General features: G+C 29.8%; 20 protein-coding genes. 11 read left to right on the top strand and 9 right to left on the bottom strand.

Translation table 11 applies throughout. The features are described 5' to 3' along the window. Positions 1-178 precede the first annotated feature (178 nt). Entirely contained in the window at positions 179-1,576 is a 1,398-nt protein-coding gene (locus Q0958_RS04225) for a TlpA disulfide reductase family protein (protein ID WP_299120060.1), read from the top strand. A gap of 65 nt (positions 1,577-1,641) precedes the next feature. Here the strand turns inward: Q0958_RS04225 and Q0958_RS04220 are convergent, their stop codons facing one another. Beyond that, complete coding sequence (locus tag Q0958_RS04220; RefSeq protein WP_150899137.1) at positions 1,642-2,442, bottom strand: TIGR00266 family protein; 801 nt, start codon at positions 2,440-2,442, stop codon at positions 1,642-1,644. 75 nt (positions 2,443-2,517) lie between these two features. Continuing rightward, entirely contained in the window at positions 2,518-2,973 is a 456-nt protein-coding gene (locus Q0958_RS04215) for a DUF4442 domain-containing protein (RefSeq protein WP_299120057.1), read from the bottom strand. Between the two features lie 154 nt (positions 2,974-3,127). Here Q0958_RS04215 and Q0958_RS04210 point away from each other — a divergent pair, with 154 nt between their 5' ends. Genes Q0958_RS04210 through Q0958_RS04195 form a run of 4 tightly spaced genes read left to right on the top strand, consistent with a single transcriptional unit; the run spans position 3,128 to position 6,410 of the window. Continuing rightward, a complete protein-coding gene (locus tag Q0958_RS04210; protein WP_150899138.1) occupies positions 3,128-3,556 on the top strand; it encodes a DUF4870 domain-containing protein in 429 nt (142 codons plus the stop codon). A gap of 17 nt (positions 3,557-3,573) precedes the next feature. Next, positions 3,574-3,918, top strand: coding sequence for a PadR family transcriptional regulator (locus tag Q0958_RS04205; protein ID WP_150899139.1), 345 nt, complete (start codon positions 3,574-3,576; stop codon positions 3,916-3,918). Continuing rightward, complete coding sequence (locus tag Q0958_RS04200) at positions 3,911-5,884, top strand: PspC domain-containing protein (protein ID WP_299120051.1); 1,974 nt, start codon at positions 3,911-3,913, stop codon at positions 5,882-5,884. Before Q0958_RS04205 ends, Q0958_RS04200 begins: the two co-directional genes overlap by 8 nt. A 19-nt stretch (positions 5,885-5,903) precedes the next feature. Beyond that, complete coding sequence (locus Q0958_RS04195; protein ID WP_299120048.1) at positions 5,904-6,410, top strand: nuclear transport factor 2 family protein; 507 nt, start codon at positions 5,904-5,906, stop codon at positions 6,408-6,410. A gap of 132 nt (positions 6,411-6,542) precedes the next feature. Here Q0958_RS04195 and recG read toward each other — a convergent pair whose 3' ends face one another. Beyond that, positions 6,543-8,639: an ATP-dependent DNA helicase RecG gene (gene recG, locus Q0958_RS04190; protein ID WP_299120046.1), complete on the bottom strand. Its 2,097-nt coding sequence runs from the start codon at positions 8,637-8,639 to the stop codon at positions 6,543-6,545. 61 nt (positions 8,640-8,700) lie between these two features. Between recG and Q0958_RS04185 the strand changes: the two genes are divergently transcribed. Then, a complete protein-coding gene (locus Q0958_RS04185; protein WP_299120043.1) occupies positions 8,701-9,912 on the top strand; it encodes a methyltransferase domain-containing protein in 1,212 nt (403 codons plus the stop codon). A gap of 184 nt (positions 9,913-10,096) precedes the next feature. Here Q0958_RS04185 and Q0958_RS04180 read toward each other — a convergent pair whose 3' ends face one another. Beyond that, a complete protein-coding gene (locus Q0958_RS04180) occupies positions 10,097-10,699 on the bottom strand; it encodes a LysM peptidoglycan-binding domain-containing protein (protein ID WP_299120040.1) in 603 nt (200 codons plus the stop codon). 114 nt (positions 10,700-10,813) lie between these two features. Between Q0958_RS04180 and Q0958_RS04175 the strand changes: the two genes are divergently transcribed. Then, on the top strand, positions 10,814-11,248 hold the full coding sequence (locus Q0958_RS04175; RefSeq protein WP_299120037.1) for a hypothetical protein: 435 nt from the start codon (positions 10,814-10,816) through the stop codon (positions 11,246-11,248). A gap of 45 nt (positions 11,249-11,293) precedes the next feature. On the opposite strand, the gene Q0958_RS04170 is transcribed toward Q0958_RS04175, so the two are convergent. From Q0958_RS04170 to Q0958_RS04155, 4 genes are read right to left on the bottom strand one after another with little or no spacing between them, the layout of a single operon-like run. After that, complete coding sequence (locus tag Q0958_RS04170; RefSeq protein WP_299120034.1) at positions 11,294-11,755, bottom strand: MaoC family dehydratase; 462 nt, start codon at positions 11,753-11,755, stop codon at positions 11,294-11,296. 13 nt (positions 11,756-11,768) lie between these two features. Further along, positions 11,769-12,389: a trimeric intracellular cation channel family protein gene (locus tag Q0958_RS04165; RefSeq protein WP_299120031.1), complete on the bottom strand. Its 621-nt coding sequence runs from the start codon at positions 12,387-12,389 to the stop codon at positions 11,769-11,771. Next, a complete protein-coding gene (locus Q0958_RS04160; protein WP_150899147.1) occupies positions 12,390-13,508 on the bottom strand; it encodes a DEAD/DEAH box helicase in 1,119 nt (372 codons plus the stop codon). 36 nt (positions 13,509-13,544) lie between these two features. Beyond that, on the bottom strand, positions 13,545-13,931 hold the full coding sequence (locus Q0958_RS04155) for a thioesterase family protein (protein ID WP_150899148.1): 387 nt from the start codon (positions 13,929-13,931) through the stop codon (positions 13,545-13,547). Between the two features lie 101 nt (positions 13,932-14,032). Here Q0958_RS04155 and Q0958_RS04150 point away from each other — a divergent pair, with 101 nt between their 5' ends. Genes Q0958_RS04150 through Q0958_RS04140 form a run of 3 tightly spaced genes read left to right on the top strand, consistent with a single transcriptional unit; the run spans position 14,033 to position 16,818 of the window. Then, the gene (locus Q0958_RS04150; RefSeq protein ID WP_299120022.1) at positions 14,033-15,379 is read left to right on the top strand and encodes an MATE family efflux transporter; all 1,347 of its coding nucleotides are present in this window, start codon (positions 14,033-14,035) and stop codon (positions 15,377-15,379) included. A 60-nt stretch (positions 15,380-15,439) separates the two neighbouring features. After that, positions 15,440-16,018 carry a TetR/AcrR family transcriptional regulator gene (locus Q0958_RS04145; RefSeq protein WP_299120019.1) on the top strand — a complete coding sequence of 193 codons (579 nt, stop codon included), beginning with the start codon at positions 15,440-15,442 and terminating at the stop codon, positions 16,016-16,018. Positions 16,019-16,068: 50 nt separating this feature from the next. Further along, positions 16,069-16,818, top strand: coding sequence for a glucose 1-dehydrogenase (locus tag Q0958_RS04140; protein WP_299120016.1), 750 nt, complete (start codon positions 16,069-16,071; stop codon positions 16,816-16,818). 42 nt (positions 16,819-16,860) lie between these two features. On the opposite strand, the gene Q0958_RS04135 is transcribed toward Q0958_RS04140, so the two are convergent. After that, entirely contained in the window at positions 16,861-17,532 is a 672-nt protein-coding gene (locus Q0958_RS04135; RefSeq protein ID WP_299120014.1) for a DUF2461 domain-containing protein, read from the bottom strand. A gap of 144 nt (positions 17,533-17,676) precedes the next feature. Here Q0958_RS04135 and Q0958_RS04130 point away from each other — a divergent pair. Continuing rightward, positions 17,677-19,400: hypothetical protein (locus tag Q0958_RS04130; RefSeq protein ID WP_299120012.1), on the top strand; the 1,724-nt coding region annotated here is incomplete at its 3' end.

Below are 19,400 nucleotides of genomic sequence, written 5' to 3'. Positions count from 1 at the left end.
AAACTATCCTACCTGTTTAATTTATTTAAAAAATTAACAAAGCTATACCTAAAAAACTTTTAAAATCAAACTTTTAAATCGTAAAATATTTTTTATATTTTATTTTTTTTGTTAAAATCTTTGATAAAAAAACTAAAAAAACTAACTTCGACGCCTTATTCACCTTAAAAACTAAACAATGAAAAGAATAGTACTTTTAGCCCTCATAGGAGTTACCATAATTTCATGTACAAAAGAAAAACCTGTAAAAGATTATTTAATTTTATCAGGAAAAATTGAAAATTATAAAAAACGAGATGTTACTTTAGAAGGCTTCAATTTTAGCAAAAAAATAAAATTCGACAAAAAGACTGGTACTTTCTCAGACACAATACGAATTGATAGAAATGGAAACTATACTTTAAGAACTAACAAAAAACATTTTAACTTATACCTTAACGATACTGTAAATACAGGAATTGTTTTTGATTATAAAAAAGGAGACCCTAGCAACTTTAATGGAAAGTTTGAAGGAACTAATGAAAAAATCAATACATACTTCGTTAAAAAAAGAGCAAAGTTTCCAGAAATATTAATAAATGCAAATGAGCTTTTCTCATTAGAAGAAGGAGAGTTTTTAGATAAAATGGACGAGTATAAAGATGCTTTAACTGAATTGTCTATTTCTAGTAATTTACCAGCTGATTTTCTTAAAAACGAAGTTAGAAACATAGATTATGAATACTTAAGAAACATAAACAACTACCAAGATTTCCACAGAACTTTAACTGGAAATTCAGATTTTGTTGTTTCTGAAGACTTCCCAAGTCCTACAGAAAACTTTAATTTTAGTAGTGGATATGATTACATGAACTCATATTCATACAGAAAAATGCTTTTAGAATTATTAGACCTGAAAGCTAAAGAGAAGAACAAAGACGGTGAAGACTATTACTTAACTTACTTAGAAACTGTTCAAACAGAAGTTAACGATTCTATTGCTAAAAACGACTTATTATACACTAGCGCTAAAAACAGTATTACTTATACTGATAATTTAAAAGAGTTCTATAATAAGTTCATGGCTTACTCTACAAACAAGAAACATAAAGATGAAGTATCTAAAAGTTACAACATCTTAAAAACAACTGCCAAGGGACAACCAGCACCTAAATTTGAAAACTTCAAAAATTACAATGGAGGTACTACTTCTTTTGACGATTTATTAGGTAAAGGAAAATACTTATACATTGATGTTTGGGCTACTTGGTGTGCTTTCTGTAAAAGAGAAATTCCTTTATTAAAAAGATTAGAAGAAGAATATCACGGAAAAAACATTGAATTTGTTAGTATAAGTGTTGATGATAGAAGAGACTTTGAAAAATGGAAGCAAACTATTGTTGACAGAGAAATGACTGGAATACAATTATTCAGTGGAAAAAAACAAGACGATTTAGAGTGGGCTCAAAAATTCTTAATCAAAGGATTACCTAAGTTTATCCTTATTGACCCTGATGGAAAAATTGTAAATCCTAATGCTCCTGCTCCATCACAAGGAGAAAAATTAATCAAGATATTTGATGATTTAGGAGTTTAAAAAAAATCTTTTCACCATAAAAAAACCGCTTAATAGCGGTTTTTTTTATATCTCTTATTTATAAATTAAAATCTATTATCTCCGTCAATAATATCTCCTAATCCTCCTAAAATACTTCCTTCACCTTTATCTCCTCTACCTGTTTGTGGAGCCATAGCTAAAACTCTACCAGCTAACCTACTAAATGGCAATGATTGAATATAAACAGTTCCAGGCCCCTTAAGCGTAGCAAAAAACAAACCTTCTCCACCAAAAACTGTGTTTTTAATTCCACCTACAAATTCAATGTCATAATCAACATCTTGTGTAAAACCAACAATACAACCTGTATCTACCTTTAAAACTTCTCCTGGTTGTAATACTTTTTTTGCCATTGTTCCTCCTGCATGCACAAATGCCATACCATCACCTTCCAGTTTTTCCATAATAAAACCTTCACCTCCAAACAAACCTCTTCCTAAACGCTTTGAAAATTCTATACCTATAGAAACTCCTTTAGCAGCACATAAAAAAGCATCTTTTTGGCAAATGAACTTACCGTTATATTCAGTCAAATCAATTGGAATAATTTTCCCTGGATAAGGAGATGCAAATGAAACTTGTTTCTTTCCTTGACCATCATTAGTAAAAACAGTCATAAATAAACTTTCTCCTGTTAAAATTCTTTTTCCAGCAGAAAATATTTTTCCCAATAAACCTTTTTCTTGATTTGAACCATCACCAAAAATAGTATTCATTTTAATAGCCGAATCCATCATCATAAAACTTCCTGCTTCAGCTACCACTCCTTCTTGAGGATCTAATTCAATTTCTACATATTGCATTTCTTCTCCAAAAATGCGGTAATCTATTTCATGTGCATTCATAAGTATTTTGTTTAATTAATCTGTCTATTAGAATATTATTTCTCTTTTTTGTTACAATCTAACATTGAAATAAAATTAATTTTTAACTTTTAAACTCCATTCAAATTCAAATTTAGAAACAGAAATACCTTCTTTATTAATTCCTTCAGAAGTAACTAAAACAGTCTGTCCTTCTCCAGTTTCAACAGATTTTTGAATTGCTTTTTCAATTGCCAAACCATCATTGCATTCAAATTTAATTTTTCCTGTTGCCTTTTTGGTAAAGGTTGCATTCATATTGGTAACTAACATTGAAACTTTTTTTCCTGAGTTATCAATTGCTTGCATAACCAAAATACCAGTAGATAGTTCTGCTGCCATTCCTTGAACAGCCCAAAACATACTTTTAAATGGGTTTTGATTAATCCATTTATGCTTAACTCCTACCAGAGATTTTTCATTAGAAATTGATTTTACCCTTATTCCACATAAATATGCAGATGGTAATTTGAATAATGTAAAAAAATTAATTTTTCGAGGTGTAAACTTCATTTTATCAGTATTTACAGGCAATTTACAGCTTTTTTGTTAAAAAAACTCATGATTTTAAATGTTAAATTTTGTTAAATTTTAGTACTATGTATTGCATAATACCTTTTAAAAGATATATATTTGCATAGTCAAGTATTATATAATTCATTTTATTATGCAACAGAACAAAGAAAATACCAATGCTTTTTTAATACATATATCAGCTTTCGCAGGATACTTTTTTCCGTTAGGAAGCATTATTACTCCTTTAATTTTATGGCAAACCTTAAAAGAAAGAAGTACATTTTTAGACAATCATGGAAAAGAAGCAGTCAATTTTAACATAAGCTTCGGCTTATATATTTTTATACTAAGTGCTTCATTCTTCTCTTTCTTCTTTGGAAACTTTATAGATATTTTTAGAGGAATTGATGTAGATTTTGGCGGACATCATTCCTACGACGGTCTTTTTGGTTTCATTGGAATAGCATCATTAGTAAGTATCGTAACACTTATCAAAATTGCCTTAATTATTATTGCGGCAATGAAAGCTAACAAAGGAGAGGAATACAAGTATCCTTTTACAATTAATTTTATAAAATAACCTATAAACCGCATTACATGAAGATAGAAAATACAAAAGCACAAATGCGCAAAGGTGTTTTAGAGTATTGCATCTTATCTATTTTACAGAAAGGAGACGCATACACATCTGAAATACTTTCAACCTTAAAAGGTGCAGAAATGATTGTGGTTGAAGGAACTATTTATCCGTTATTAACTCGCTTAAAAAATGCAGGATTATTAACATATAGATGGGAAGAATCAACCTCTGGACCACCAAGAAAATACTATGTTTTAACAGAAAACGGTGGGATGTTCTTAAAAGAATTAGACAAAACATGGAATAATTTAGTAAATGCAGTAAGCCAAGTAACAAGTACAAAATCAACTAAAAATGAATAAGACAATAAATATAAATTTAGGCGGATTTTTCTTCCATATAGATGAAACTGCTTATCAAAAACTAAAACGCTATTTAGACGCCATTTCTCGTTCTTTAAGCGATGATCCTCAAGGAAAAAATGAAATTATTTCTGACATAGAAGCACGTATTAGTGAGTTATTATCAGAGAGAATTACTGACGCTCGTCAAGTAGTTAATGAAAGTGATATTGATGAAGTTATTACTATTATGGGACAGCCAGAAGATTATGCTGAAGCTGAAGATAGTTTTAACGATAGCACTTCGTATTCTCAAAGAAGAAACAGAACTAGTAAAAAACTTTTTAGAGATGGTGATGATAAATTTTTAGGTGGTGTTTGTGCTGGTTTAGCTCATTATGCTGGTATAGATGTAATCTGGGTAAGATTATTAACTTTAGTTTTAATGTTTGGAGCTGGATTTGGTTTTATCGCTTATTTTATTCTTTGGATATTATTACCAGAAGCTAAGACTACTACTGAAAAATTACAGATGGAAGGTGAAGCTGTAAATATTGATAACATTGAAAAAAAAATTCGTAACGAGTTTGAAAATCTATCATCAAAGCTAAAAGATGGCGCTAATGACCTATCTGATAAAATTTCAAGCGCAGATTATGAAAAATTAAAGTCTAAAACCTCTTCTGGATTTCAAGATTTTATAGATACAATGGGCAAAATATTACTGGCCGTATTTAAAGTTTTTGGAAAATTCATGGGAGTTTTACTAATCTTTATTGCAGGGATAACAATCATATCATTATTGTTAGGAATATTTTCAATTGGAAGTTTAGAATTTTTGGACTTCGATAATGATATGGTTCATTACCCTCCATTCTTTTATGAGTCGACTTTACCTAAATGGTTGTTATCAATATTCTTATTTGTTTTAATAGGAATTCCATTTATAGTTCTATTTATATTAGGATTAAGAATCTTATCTCCTAATGTAAAAAAACTAAGTACTCCAGCTATCTTAACTCTATTTGGAGTATGGTTAGTATCATTATTAGCTGTAGGTTTCTCTGGTATAGAATATGCTACAACGCATGCATATAACGGAGCTAATGTAACTAAACATAGCATAACTTATACTAAAGAAGAGCCTTTAAAACTTAGAGTAGTTAATGATGATAACATATATTACAATCATAATTTACGTAATAGAAATAATGCTGTAGGTGTATATGTTAACGATAAAGAAATGAAATATTCTAACGATATCAATATTGATGTTCGTAAGAGTGAAACAGGGAATGCTTATATAGAAATTAAGAAAACATCTGAAGGAAGAAGAAGAAGCAAAGCGAATGATAATGCTGAAACAATTCAGTATAACTTTAAATCTGCTAACAACACTATTGTTTTTGATGCATTCTTTTTGAGTGAATATAAAAACATGTGGAAAGATGAAGAAATTAGAGCTACTTTATTCATTCCAGAAGGTACAACAATTTATTTTGAAAATTCAACTCGTAGATTTTTAGACGATGTTAGAAATACTCAAGATATTTATGATAGAGATATGGCTAACCATCATTTTAAAATGACCTCTAAAGGTTTTGAATGTACAGATTGTGACTATAATAACAATGATAATAACGAAGAAGAAAATGACAGAAATTCAAACAATGATGAGGATATCAGTTTTCTATTCGATAGCACAATTAATGATTTAAAAGCTGAATTTATTATCAGTAAACAAACAACTAAAAATGAATTAGAAAAATTAGTTACATGGTTTAAAAACAAAAGAAACATTGATATTGAAGTTATCAATCCGAAATATGATTTAGACAATATGATAGACAAGGTATTGTTAAAAATAAACTGTAACGATGGATACATTGGAGAAATCAGGATTTCTAACAACACTTTAGAAACTATTCCAAAAGGATTTAGAAGACTTTATAACGAAGACGGTCAATTAGCCTTTAAAACTTGGTAATAATTTAAAATAAAAAACTATGGATGCTATTTTCGATTTCTTTTTTAACGGAAACTTTTTTCTAAAAATCTTAACCTATATATATACGTTTTTTATATCGTTTTTTATGAATGGACAGGTTAAAGAAATTCCTAAATACAAACCTGCTGATGTTAATTTACATAACCAAATTGTAAAAATGGATAGTATCTATTTTAATGCTTACAATACATGTGATATGAAAACACAAGCAAATATTATAGATGAAGATATTGAGTTTTTTCATGATAAAGCTGGATTAGCTACTTCTAAAAAAGAACTATTAAAAGCTTTAGAAAAAAATATTTGCGGTAAAGTTACACGTACTTTAATAAAAGGAAGCATAGAAGTATACCCTATTGAGAACTATGGAGCTGTTCAAATAGGATACCATAAGTTTTTTAACAAACAAGAGCCCAATCAAAAATCAATACCAAGCAAATTCATTAATATTTGGAAAAAAGAAAATAATAACTGGAAAATAACAAGAGTTATTAGCCTACATTAAAATATAGTTCACGCTAAAAACATTAGTTCATTAGTTAGCTAACTCTAATGATACTAATACTTGGTTTTATTAGTTTACTAGCCAAAGCTTTACAGCTTTGGCTTTTCTTTTTCAATCTATTTTAGTAAGTAATTAGCTAATATTACTCCAAAGACCACTTGTTTTTTGAAGCTGAGTATACGTTTTTAATAACCCTCTGTGTTCTGGTTTAGACAGTGCTGCATCTTCTTGTAAAACCTTTATAGCCATTTGCCTTGCTACATGCAAAATGGGACTATCTTTAACTACATCGGCAATTTTTAAATTAAGCACACCACTTTGTTGAGTACCCATAATATTTCCAGGTCCTCGAAGTTTCAAATCTACCTCTGCAATTTTAAAACCATCTGTGGTATCAACCATAGTTTGCAAACGAGTTTTACCGTCTGAAGACAATTTATAACTAGATAATAAAATACAATAACTCTGTTCTGCTCCACGCCCTACTCTACCTCTTAATTGATGCAACTGACTTAAACCAAAACGCTCAGCACTTTCTATGACCATTACCGATGCATTAGGTACATTTACCCCTACCTCAATAACTGTAGTAGCCACCATTATTTGCGTTTCACCATTTACAAAACGATCCATTTCATATTCCTTATCTGCAGGTTTCATTTGACCATGAACAATACTGATTTGATATTTTGGAGAAGGAAAATCGCGAACAATACTTTCATAACCATCCATCAAATCTTTATAATCCATTGCTTCTGACTCTTGAATTAACGGATATACTACATATGCTTGACGTCCTTTGGCTATTTCATCCTTTAAAAACTTAAAAACTCCTAAACGATTGCTATCATATCTATGAACTGTTTTAATTTCCTTACGTCCTGGAGGTAGTTCATCAATTACAGAAATATCTAAATCGCCATACACAGACATTGCCAATGTTCTTGGAATTGGTGTAGCCGTCATTACCAATACATGTGGAGGTAAATCGTTTTTTTGCCACATTTTTGAACGTTGAGCAACACCAAAACGATGTTGTTCATCAATAATAGAAATACCTAAGTTTTTAAATTGAACTTTATCTTCTAAAATAGCGTGTGTGCCAATTAAAATATGTAAAGTCCCATCTTCTAACCCCTTATGAATTTCTCTTCTTTTTTTAGTTTTACTCGAACCAGTTAATAGCTCTACTTTTATAGAAGTTTCCGATAATAATTCAACAATTCCATTATAATGTTGAATTGCCAAAATCTCTGTAGGTGCCATAATGGTAGCTTGATAGCCATTATCAATTGCAATTAGCATCGATAATAAAGCAACAATTGTTTTTCCAGAACCTACATCTCCTTGCAATAATCTATTCATATGAGCTCCAGAACCAACATCTTTTCGAATTTCTTTTAATACTCTTTTCTGAGCATTGGTTAAACTAAAAGGTAAGTGATTATTATAAAAATTCGTAAACTCTTCACCAACATGTTCAAAAACATATCCCTTTATTTTTGATTTTCGTATCAACTTCTTTTGTAGCAACTGTACTTGAATAAAAAATAGTTCTTCAAACTTTAATCGATATTGAGCTTTTGCTAATAACTCCTGACTCTTTGGAAAGTGAATATTTAATAGCGATTCTCTTTTTCCTAATAACTGGTTTTCATTTAACATATAAGTTGGAAGCACTTCTTCAATACTACTATAAACCTGTTGTAGCAAGTTTTGAATCATAGTACGCATCATTTTATTGCTAATCCCTTTGTTGGTCAGTTTTTCGGTAGAAGGATATACAGGTTGCATAGACATTTGCAACTTACTTTTATATTCTCTTACCGTTTCCATCTCTGGGTGAGGCATACTAGCACTACTATTATACCAGTTTAGCTTTCCATAAATTACATAAGGAGTATCAATTTTTAAACTATCCTTTATCCATTTAGCTCCCTTAAACCAAACTAATTCAATAGAACCAGTTGCATCATAAAATGTAGCTACTAACCTACTTCCTCTTTTTTGCTTTACAGTTTTAACACTTCTAATCTTCCCTACTATCTGAACTTCTGAGGAGTTTTGCTGTAGTTGATTAATTGTATAAAATTGAGTTTTATCAATATACCTAAAGGGAAAAAGGCTTAATAAATCATTGCAAGTTCTTATACCTAGTTCAGAATATAACAACTCTGCTCTAGCTACACTAACACCTTTTATATATGTTATTGGATGATTTAAATTCATTAAAAACGAAAATACAAAAAGCCATTAAAATCAACTATCTTTGCACTCTTAAATTCATCAAATGAGATTACATAGAAATTTAGTTTACGCAGTAATAGATAGTTTGCGTGACGTTTTTAATGAAGATGTTTATGCTGATAAAGCTGTAGAGAAAGCATTAAAGAGAGATAAGCGATGGGGAGCACGTGATAGAAAGTTTGTTGCTGAAACAATTTATGACATTGTACGATGGAAACGATTATATGCAGAAATTGCGAATGTAAAGGCTCCATATTCGAGACCAGACCTTTGGCGTTTGTTTGTAGTTTGGTGTGTATTAAGAGGTATTAAATTACCAGATTGGAATCAAATTGAAGAAACTCCAACTAGAAGAATTAAAGGGAAATTTGATGAACTTTCTCAAATTAGAAAATTTAGAGAATCTATTCCTGATTGGATTGATGAACTTGGAGTTCAAGAATTAGGAGAGGAAGTTTGGACGAAAGAAATTGCTGCTTTAAATAAAAAAGCAGATGTTATTTTACGTACCAACACTTTAAATATATCTAAAGAAAGTTTACAAAAACAATTAAGATCTGAAAATATAGATACTGAATTTGTTAAAGGATGTGATGATGCTTTACGTTTAGTTGAAAGAGCTAATGTATTTAAAACTGAAGCTTTTCATAATGGCCTTTTTGAAGTTCAAGATGCTTCTTCTCAATTAGTAGCTTCTTATTTAGATGTTGAACCAGGTATGAAAGTAGTGGATACTTGTGCTGGAGCTGGAGGAAAAACATTGCACTTAGCTTCTTTAATGAAAAACAAAGGGCAAATTATTGCTATGGATATTTATGAAAGTAAATTGAAAAAGCTAAAAATTAGAGCTCGTAGAAACAAAGTTCACAATATTGATACTAAAGTTATCGATTCTACCAAAGTAATTAAAAAGTTACACGGAAAAGCTGATAGAGTATTAATTGATGCTCCATGTTCTGGTTTAGGTGTTATTCGTAGAAATCCAGATAGTAAATGGAAATTACAACCTGAATTTTTAGATAATATTAAAGAAGTACAACAAAAAGTTTTACAACAATATTCTAAGATGGTAAAACCTGGAGGAAAATTAGTTTATGCTACTTGTTCTGTTTTACCTTCTGAAAATCAACAACAAATTGAATTCTTTTTAGCTTCTGACGAAGGGAAAGATTTTAAATTTGTAAAAGACCATAAAGTCTTAGCTCATCAATTTGGCTTTGATGGTTTTTACATGGCTTTATTAGAAAGAAAATAAGTATTAAATTATTTCTATATAAAATAAAAAGGCTCGAGATTTCTAAATCCCGAGCCTTTTTTCAATCAACTATTAAAAACTAACTAATCACTAAACTAACTGTTAAGTAATTACACTTATATGACGACAACTTTTTCAAATTGTTACAGTTTTTGTTTTTAGTTTAACACTATTTTAAGATTGATTATTTAACTCTTAATTTTTGTCCAACCATTATAGTTGCTTTTTTTAAGTTATTTAGTTTTTTTAATTCTTCTACCGATAATTTATAATTCATAGCCACTCTATATAATGTTTCTCCTGATAAAACGATATGGTACTTAAATCCAACATTTTTTTTCTCTGTTTTATCATAATATTCATAATCATCGTCGTGATCATGATCATGGTTTAAAACACTAACATCTCCATTATAAAAAGCTTTCTTTTCTTTCTGATTGTGAGCATATCCTAAAATAACTTCCTCTCCTACTGCTATTTTAGATTTAGAAAAACTGTTCAACTCATGAAGCTTTTCAATATCAAAACTATATTTTTTTGCTATTGAATTTAGAGTTTCACCCTCTTTTACAACATGAATTATTGTTGGATCAAATACAGTGTCTTCTATAGGTTTTAGCGCTGGAGTTTTTGGATATCTTTTTGATATTTTACCAGTTACCAAGTTTTTATATGCTCTTTTTCCATTTTGTTGAATTCTGGTCCATCCTTCTGGTAATCCTTTTTTTTGCGCATAACTATTAACCCCTATTAGTAGCAAGAGTATAAAACTCAATTTTATTTTCATTGCTTTATTTTTTAATCCCCTTTTGTTGTTCTTCAAATATATAATATTTTTTAAATTTTGATTTATAGCTCTTTATAAGTATTTTTAGAAATCAACTAACGTAAATTTCAACTTATGACTAATTCAAACAAACCTCAAAAACGATTCTGGGTTATTGCAGTTATTTCTCTACTATGGAATGGTATGGGAGTAAATCAATACTTACAACAAGCATACAATACCGATGCTTTTAAAGCAATGTACCCTGATGAAAAAGTAATGGAAATGGTACAAAACACACCTTCTTGGGCAATGGCTGCTTTTGCTCTTGCTGTTTTTGGTGGCTTTATAGGCAGTATCTTTTTATTACTTCGTAGAAAACTAGCGAAACCTATGTTTTTAATTTCTTTAGTAGCTATTGTAATACAAATGTTTTACAATCTTTTTATGAGTGGAGCTATAGAAGTTTATGGTCCAGGAGCTGTAATTATGCCTATTATGGTTATTGGTTTTGCTTTATTTATCTTATGGTATACTAAAAGATCTGAAGCTAAAGGGATTCTCTCTTAAAAAAGTAATAAAATATAAAAGCTGTCTTTTACAAGACAGCTTTTTTTATTCTAGTAAAACAAAAATAAACTCTGCTACACAGGCTGGTTTTTCTTGTCCTTTTATTTCTACTAAACAATCAAAAGTTAGTTTCTTACCATTGCTAAAATCTTCAATTTCCTTTAAAGAACTTACCAATCTTAATTGACTATTAACTGGAACTGGGTTAGGAAAGCGAACTTTATTCAAACCATAATTCAATCCCATTTTTACGCTTTTAATTTCTATTAAATATGAAATTAACTCTGATAACATCGAAACCGACATAAATCCATGTGCAATAGTTGTTCCCGTTGGTGAGTATTTAGCTGCTTTTTCTTCATCTACATGAATCCATTGTTTGTCTAAAGTAGCATTTGCAAAATCATTTATCATTTGCTGAGTTACTGTAAACCATTCTCCTACTGGTAATGATTTTCCCTTTAAACTATGCAATGCATCTAAATTTTCAAATACTAATTTCTCCATTTGTTACAACTAATTATTTACCAAGTATATCCTTTTTTATTTTTGGTAATTCTAATTCATATTTAACAACAACAGTTCTTATTATAATGATAGCTGCTGCCGATAAAATAAATCGCAAGTCTTCATTCAGATTAAAATTACCTAAAATTAAATATATAACTCCTCCTGCCAAACAAGCAGAGGCATAAATTTCTTTTTTAAAAATTAGAGGAACTTTTCTAGTAAGAACATCTCTAATAACTCCTCCAAAAACAGCAGATACCATTCCCATTACTAAAGCTACAAAAGGATGCAATTCATAATTCAATCCTTTTTGCAAGCCTAATAAAGTGAATACACTAATTCCAATAGTATCAAACAAAAACATTGTTTTACGTAGAGGAGCTATTTTACTTCTAAATAAAAAGGTTGCTCCAACAGCAGTTAAAATTGTCCAGATATAATTAATATCACCAATCCAGTTTATAGGGTGTGCATTAATTAAAACATCTCGTATCATCCCACCTCCTACTGCGGTAACAAAAGCAATAATAATGACTCCAAATACATCAAAGTCTTTTTTCATTGCTACTAATGCTCCACTTATAGCAAAAGCAAAAGTTCCTGCGATATCTATAGCATAAATGATACTCATTTATATATTTATTTCAGAAAATTCAATTTTTAGTTTTCTTTCAACTTCTTTAATATTATTTCTTTCATTATTAAGAATTAATACTAAAGAAACTCCTTTTTTACCTGCTCTGGCTGTTCTTCCACTTCTATGTGTATAATATTCTAGTTTTTCAGGTAATTGATGGTGTAATACAAAACCTAAGTTTTGTACGTCAATTCCTCTGGCAGCAACATCTGTAGATACAATAACTTGAAGATTTTCTTTTTTAAAAGCACGCATTACTTTATCACGTTCTTTTTGTTGCATATCTCCTTCTAAAGCTTCTACTGAAAAACCTTCTTCTTTTAACTCTTTTGCTAATTTTTGTGCACCTGCTTTTGTTCTTGAAAAAATGATTCCTCTTTCCGATTGTCTTTTTTCTAAAAACTTAATAATTACATCTACTTTCTCAGGTATTGTAGTTTGTACAAACTGATGAATTATGTTTGCATTTACCAATGAGTTTTTATTTATTTCAACTTGTTTAGCTGAAGCATTCATATATTTTTTAATTATGCTTCTAATCTCATCGGGCATCGTTGCAGAAAACAACCAAGTTTTTCTAGTTCCTGATGTATATTTTAAAATACGATTCAATTCTAATTTAAACCCCATACTCAACATTTCATCAGCCTCGTCAAGTACTAGCATTTTAATATCCTTTAAATTTACCTCACCTCGCTCTATCAAGTCAATTAAGCGTCCAGGTGTAGCTACTATTACATGTGTAGTTCTTTGTAAATTTTTAATCTGGCGGTCTATTTTCTCTCCTCCATAAACAGCTTCAACAAAAATTTTACCATCTACATATTTAGTAAACTTAAATAACTGCTTTTTAATTTGCTGAACTAACTCTCTTGTTGGCGATAATATTAAGGCTTGAGTTGTATTTTTTGAAGGATTTATTTTATGTAAAACTGGTAAACCATAAGCTGCAGTTTTCCCTGTTCCAGTTTGTGCTAACCCAATAAAATCTGAATTATTTTCTAATAAATATGGTATCGTTTCTTTTTGAACTTCGGTAGGAGTTGTTATCCCTAACTCTTTTAATCCTTTAACATATTCCTTTCGTACTCCTAAAGCTGTAAATGTTGTCATACTATTAATTTATAAGTGCAAAGATATTGCTTATTTTTATCCTAAAAGTAGGTTTGTTACTTCTTTAGTTATTCTTCTAGGTCTTTTTGTTTCTGCATCTAATAAACAAAATGTTGTTTGCGATTTTACAAGTAATAATTCTTCTTTATAAATTTCAAAATGACGCACCGATTTAATACCTTCTGTCTTTCCAACCCAAGTTTTTACAGTTATCTCATCTCCTAAAACTGCTTGATTTTTATAGTCAACTTCATGTCGAATTACAAACCAAACATAATCAGGTTTTGGAACATTTTTTATAAGTTGAGTCCAATGAGCATTTGATGCATCTTGCATCCATTGCACATAAACTACATTATTCACATGATTATACTCATCAATATCTTTTGATGTTACTATAATTTTTTTTTCGTAAAGATTCATTTAACAAACTTACAAGAATGATGTTAATTATTACTTAAATCTTTGTTTCATTTCTTTCAAATTTGATAATATTTAAGATATTCGAATGCTAGATTTTAATTATGAATAAAATAACCAACAAATTTGGTACTGAAAAAATTAGTAAACTTCTTTTAAAGCAAGCTATCCCAGCTTCTATTGGGATTTTAGTAATGTCTTTAAACATGATTGTAGATACCATTTTTGTGGGTAGGTGGATTAGCGTTATGGCTATTGCCGCTATTACTGTTGTATTACCTATTGCTTTTTTCATCTCTTCTATTGGTATGGGAATTGGAATTGGAGGTAGCTCCATCATATCAAGAGCTTTAGGTAAAAAAGACACTTTTAAAGCTTTTGAAGTTTTTGGAAATCAAATAAGTTTAACAGTTGTTTTATCTATTCTATTTGTTTTAATAGGAACCTTTTTTTGTTTTCCTGTTTTACAATTATTTGGTGCTAATGGTAATATTGTGGCTCCGGCTGCGGAGTATTTTCACGTAATCATATGGGGAGTTCCTTTTTTAGCTTTTGCTATGATGGGGAATCCAGTAATTAGAGCTGTTGGCAAACCTAATTACGCTATGTTTACTTTAATATTTCCTGCTATTTCAAATATTGTTTTAGATATTTTATTTATAAAAGTTTTTAACCTTGGAATGTTTGGTGCTGGACTTGCTACATCTATTTCTTATGGAGTTAGTGGTTTATTCGTTTTATGGTTCTTCTTATCGAAAAACACCGAATTAAGAATTATTCCTAAATTCTTTATGATTAATACAGTTATTTTAAAAGAAATTGTTGCTTTAGGAGGAATTACAGTAGTACGTCAAGGAGTAATTAGTTTACTTATAATTATTTTAAACTTTACATTATTCAAATATGGTGGTGAAATAGCAATTGCTGTTTATGGTATTATAAATAGAGTAATGATGTTTGCACTATTCCCTGTTTTGGGTGTTACACAAGGTTTTTTGCCTATTGCAGGTTATAATTATGGAGCTAATGATTCTGAAAGAGTTAAAGAAACCATTAAAACTTCTATACTATTTGGTACTATTATAGCTTCTGTGATTTTTATTCTAATTATGTTATTCCCTTCTCAATTGGTAGGACTTTTTACAAACGATAAAGAATTATTAAGTAGTACTCCTAATGCTTTAATTATTGCTTTCCTAGCTACTCCTGTTATTACAACACAATTAATTGGATCGGCTTATTTTCAAGCTGCCGGTAAAGCTTTACCTGCTTTAGTATTAACTTTATTAAAGCAAGGTATTTTCTTAATTCCATTAGTATATATTTTACCCAGATTTTATGGAGTAAATGGTGTATGGATGTCATTTCCTATAGCTGATATTCTATCCACTTTAGTCACTTTCTTTTTCTTACAAAGAGAGATTCGATTAAACCTACAAAATAAAAATTAACACTTCTTTTTAATTCAATATTAAAAAAACACATATATTTGAAACGTTCATTTCAAATATATGCCAAAAGTAGAAACATTTAATAAAGAAGAAGCTATAAAGCAAGCTACTGGAGTTTTTCATCGTAAAAGCTACAGTTTGACTTCTATGCAAGATTTGGTAGACGCTACTGGTTTAAACAGGTCTAGTATTTACAATTCATTTGGTAGTAAGCTCGATCTTTATATGCTGTGCTTAAAGTATTATCAATCAATATTTAAATGTAATGTTGATGAAGTTACTAGTAAAGCAGCAACTCCAATAAAAGCTATTGAAGCTATTTTTTTATTGAATGTTAAAAACAATATTGATAATAAACACATAGGTTGTCTCATTAATAATTGTACTTCTGAAATGGCCAATCAGGAAACAGTTATTGAAGGTTTTTTAAATAATAATTATAATAATATGATTCAATTATTAGGAGACCTTATAGAAAAAGGACAATCAGAGGGCACTATTAACACTAATAAATCTTCAGATCAATATGCGCATTACTTACTTAACTCTTTACAAGGCTTAGGTATTTCTGGTATTATAATGAATGATTATAGTCGTTTAGAAAGTATTGTAAAAACAACACTTTCTATATTAAATTAATTTTTTTTAACTCAATTTGAAACGAACGTTTCAAATAAAAACAACTAAACATGAATAAATTACAAAACAAAGTAGCAGTAATAACAGGAGCTAATAGTGGAATTGGATTAGCATCAGCCAAATTATTCTTAGAAAACGGAGCTAAAGTAGTATTAGCTGGAAGAAGAGAAAGCGCTTTAAAAGAAGCTACTACAGATTTAAAAGGTGACTTTATTACTGTAGTAGCTGACGTATCTAAAGATGAAGATAATACACAGCTAATAAAAAAAGCTGTCGATAAGTATGGAAATATTGACATTCTATTTTTAAATGCTGGTATAGCTCCAGTCACTCCTACTACAGATATCACAGCTGAACATTACAATGAAGTTTTTGATATTAATGTAAAAGGGCCAATACTAACTACAAAAGAAGCTTTACCTTTTATGAATGATAAAGGAAGTATCTTATTTACAAACTCTATAGTACATCAGAAAGGTTTTGATGGTCTAGCGGTATATTCAGCAAGTAAAGGAGCATTAAGAGCTTATTCTAGAGTTCTTACTTCAGAAGTAAAATCGAGAGGTATACGTGTAAACTCTATTGCTCCAGGACCAATTGACACTCCTATTTATGGAAAAATGGGATTACCACAAGAGGTAGTAGAAGAAATGGGGAAAGGTTTCGCTACACAAGTACCGTTGGGTAGATTTGGAACTTCGGATGAAATCGCAAATACTGCATTATTTTTAGCTTCTGATGAAGCATCATTCATTAACGGGGTAGAATTAGAAGTTGATGGTGGTTTAAGCCAAATATAATTCTATAAAAACAAAAAGCTGAGATATATTCTCAGCTTTTTCTTATAATAATGACTCTCCGTTTAAATTCGTGGTAAGAATATCACTCATCAAATTAAAATAAGGTCGCAATGCTTTAAATGAATTATCTACTTCCTCTACAAAATTACTTGACAATACCTCTTCATCAGTAAAGTTTCGGATAGCTATAAAACCTTTCTTTTTAATCAAATCAATAGCTTTATGCTCCTTATCAAATCCTTTAGGAGCAGTTTTTAACTCATCTCCTTCTAGTTTTCCTCCAAAATAATTTACAAATTTCTCTTCAGATAAAATTTCTCTAATTTCACTATCATCTAGTTCAAACTCTTTTCTTATTCGAAATAAATCTTCTTTTTCTGGTTGCCAAAAACCACCTCCTAAAACAGTATCGCCTGGTTTTACTTGTAAAAAATAACCTCCTCGTAATTCTTTACCATTTCTTGAATACGAAACTGCAAATCGAGGATTGTAAGGTGTTTTATCTTTTGAAAAACGTACATCTCGATAAATTCGATATATTTTCTGTTTAGCTATATCATCATGCATTTCTAAGTTTTCATAAATTTTAGAGAATACATCTTTAGCGTTACCAAGAGAAGTATCATATAACTTTTTATTCTCTGCAAACCAATCTCTATTGTTATTGATTTCTAATTTTTTTAAAAACTGAAATGTTTGTTTTTCAAATTGCATAAATCCTAAATTAAAAATCTAAGGTACTATTTTTTACTCAAAAAGTATTTATCAAATTTTGTCAAAAAAGATATATTTTATTTAAAATAAAAAATAATTTTGCTTTTTTAAACCATATAAACTAACCCTTTAAATTTTCCCTTCATGAAAAAAAGATCACACTTTTATTTCTTTTTTATCTTTTTCCTTTTTTTAATTTTCAACTCCTTTTCCCAAACTGGAGAATACAAAGCTGGAAAAGGTTCTTTAAAAAATAGAACTACTGGTGATTATAATACCGCTGTAGGTGACTCTACTTTAACAAATATAACTTCTTATCATTATAATACAGCAATAGGATATAAAGCAGGCTATTCTAATTTGAGAGGACAAGAAAATGTATTCATAGGCTTTGGTGCCGGTTTTAGTAATACTACAGCTTACGATAATACTTTTATTGGCTTTTTATCTGGGTACTATAATACAAATCGAGGAGACAATACTTTTATTGGTAATGGTAGTGGATTTAATAACACAGAAGGAGACGATAATACTTTTATCGGAGAAATGGCTGGTTTTAGAGTTACTACAGGTGATGATAATACCTTTATAGGTAATAAAGCTGGTGGAAGTAGTAGTAATGTTTCTTATAATCATTCTACAAATACTGTTACAGCGCCTACAAGTGAGCCTGCTACTGGCTCAGATAATACTGCTATAGGATCTCTAGCTGCCTATAGTTTAAAAGAAGGTGAAAGAAATACTGCAATTGGTAACCAAGCTGGATATGATTTAAATTCTGGCACTTTTTCAAGACCAATTGCTGTAAGAAAAGTTGCCAGTTATAACACTTTTGTTGGAGATTCTACTGGAGTTGATGTAGGACAGGGGGCATATAATACTTTTATAGGTCAAGCAGCTGGTGCATCTACAGAATCTGGTAGTTATAATACTTTTATTGGTGCTAGATCTGGGTGGGACAATAATAGAACCAATAAATCTCAAAATGCTAACTATAATACTTATTTAGGTTTCCAAACTGGTTTTACTAATAGAGAAGGTAGTAATAATATTGGAATTGGAGCTAATGCTGATTTTATTGCATCTGGTAGTCGTCAAAACATCAATTATAGAGTAATTTTTATTGGTACTGAAGCAACTGTGGATAAAAATGATGTATTAGCTATAGGATATCAATCACAAGCTAGGGACTATGAAACTATGACTATAGGTAACTATAGTAAAAATCTAGCTAGAGAAACGGTTAGTATAGGCTATAAAAACTATGCTAATAATCTAGCAGATTATTCAGTTTTGATAGGTAGTAAAGATACTATTACTAAAGCAAACTCAGTTGGTTTAGGATACAATGTAAATATTAAAGGTGATTTTTCTACTGCAATTGGTAATAAAGTAAGAATTAAAGATGGTATAAGTTATGCTACAGCAATAGGTTATGGTGCAAATGCTACCCTTAGTAATACCATGATTTTGGGAGGTATAACCAATACAGATAGAGTTACTGTTGGAATTGGAACCAATTCTCCCAATATTAAAGCTAGTATAGATTTAGGAGATACAGATAAAGGACTTTTAATAAACAGACTAACAAATGCCCAAAAAAACTCTTTAACAACTAAATTAGGAACTAATGATATTGGAATGTTAATCTATGATAGTGAAAATAAGTCACTACTTGCATGGAATGGAACAACTTGGCAATCTTCCATTAACACAGATAATCAAAACTTAAGTCTATCAGGCAATAATATTCAAATCTCTGGTGGTAACTCTCTGGACCTTTCAGATTTTAAAGACAACACAGATAATCAAAATCTTACATTCTCTGGAACTTCTTTAAGCATTGCTAATGGTAATTCTGTTGATTT

The organism is uncultured Tenacibaculum sp. (genome assembly GCF_947499065.1).
Taxonomy (GTDB): domain Bacteria; phylum Bacteroidota; class Bacteroidia; order Flavobacteriales; family Flavobacteriaceae; genus Polaribacter.
This window is presented reverse-complemented; position numbering and strand designations above follow the sequence as displayed.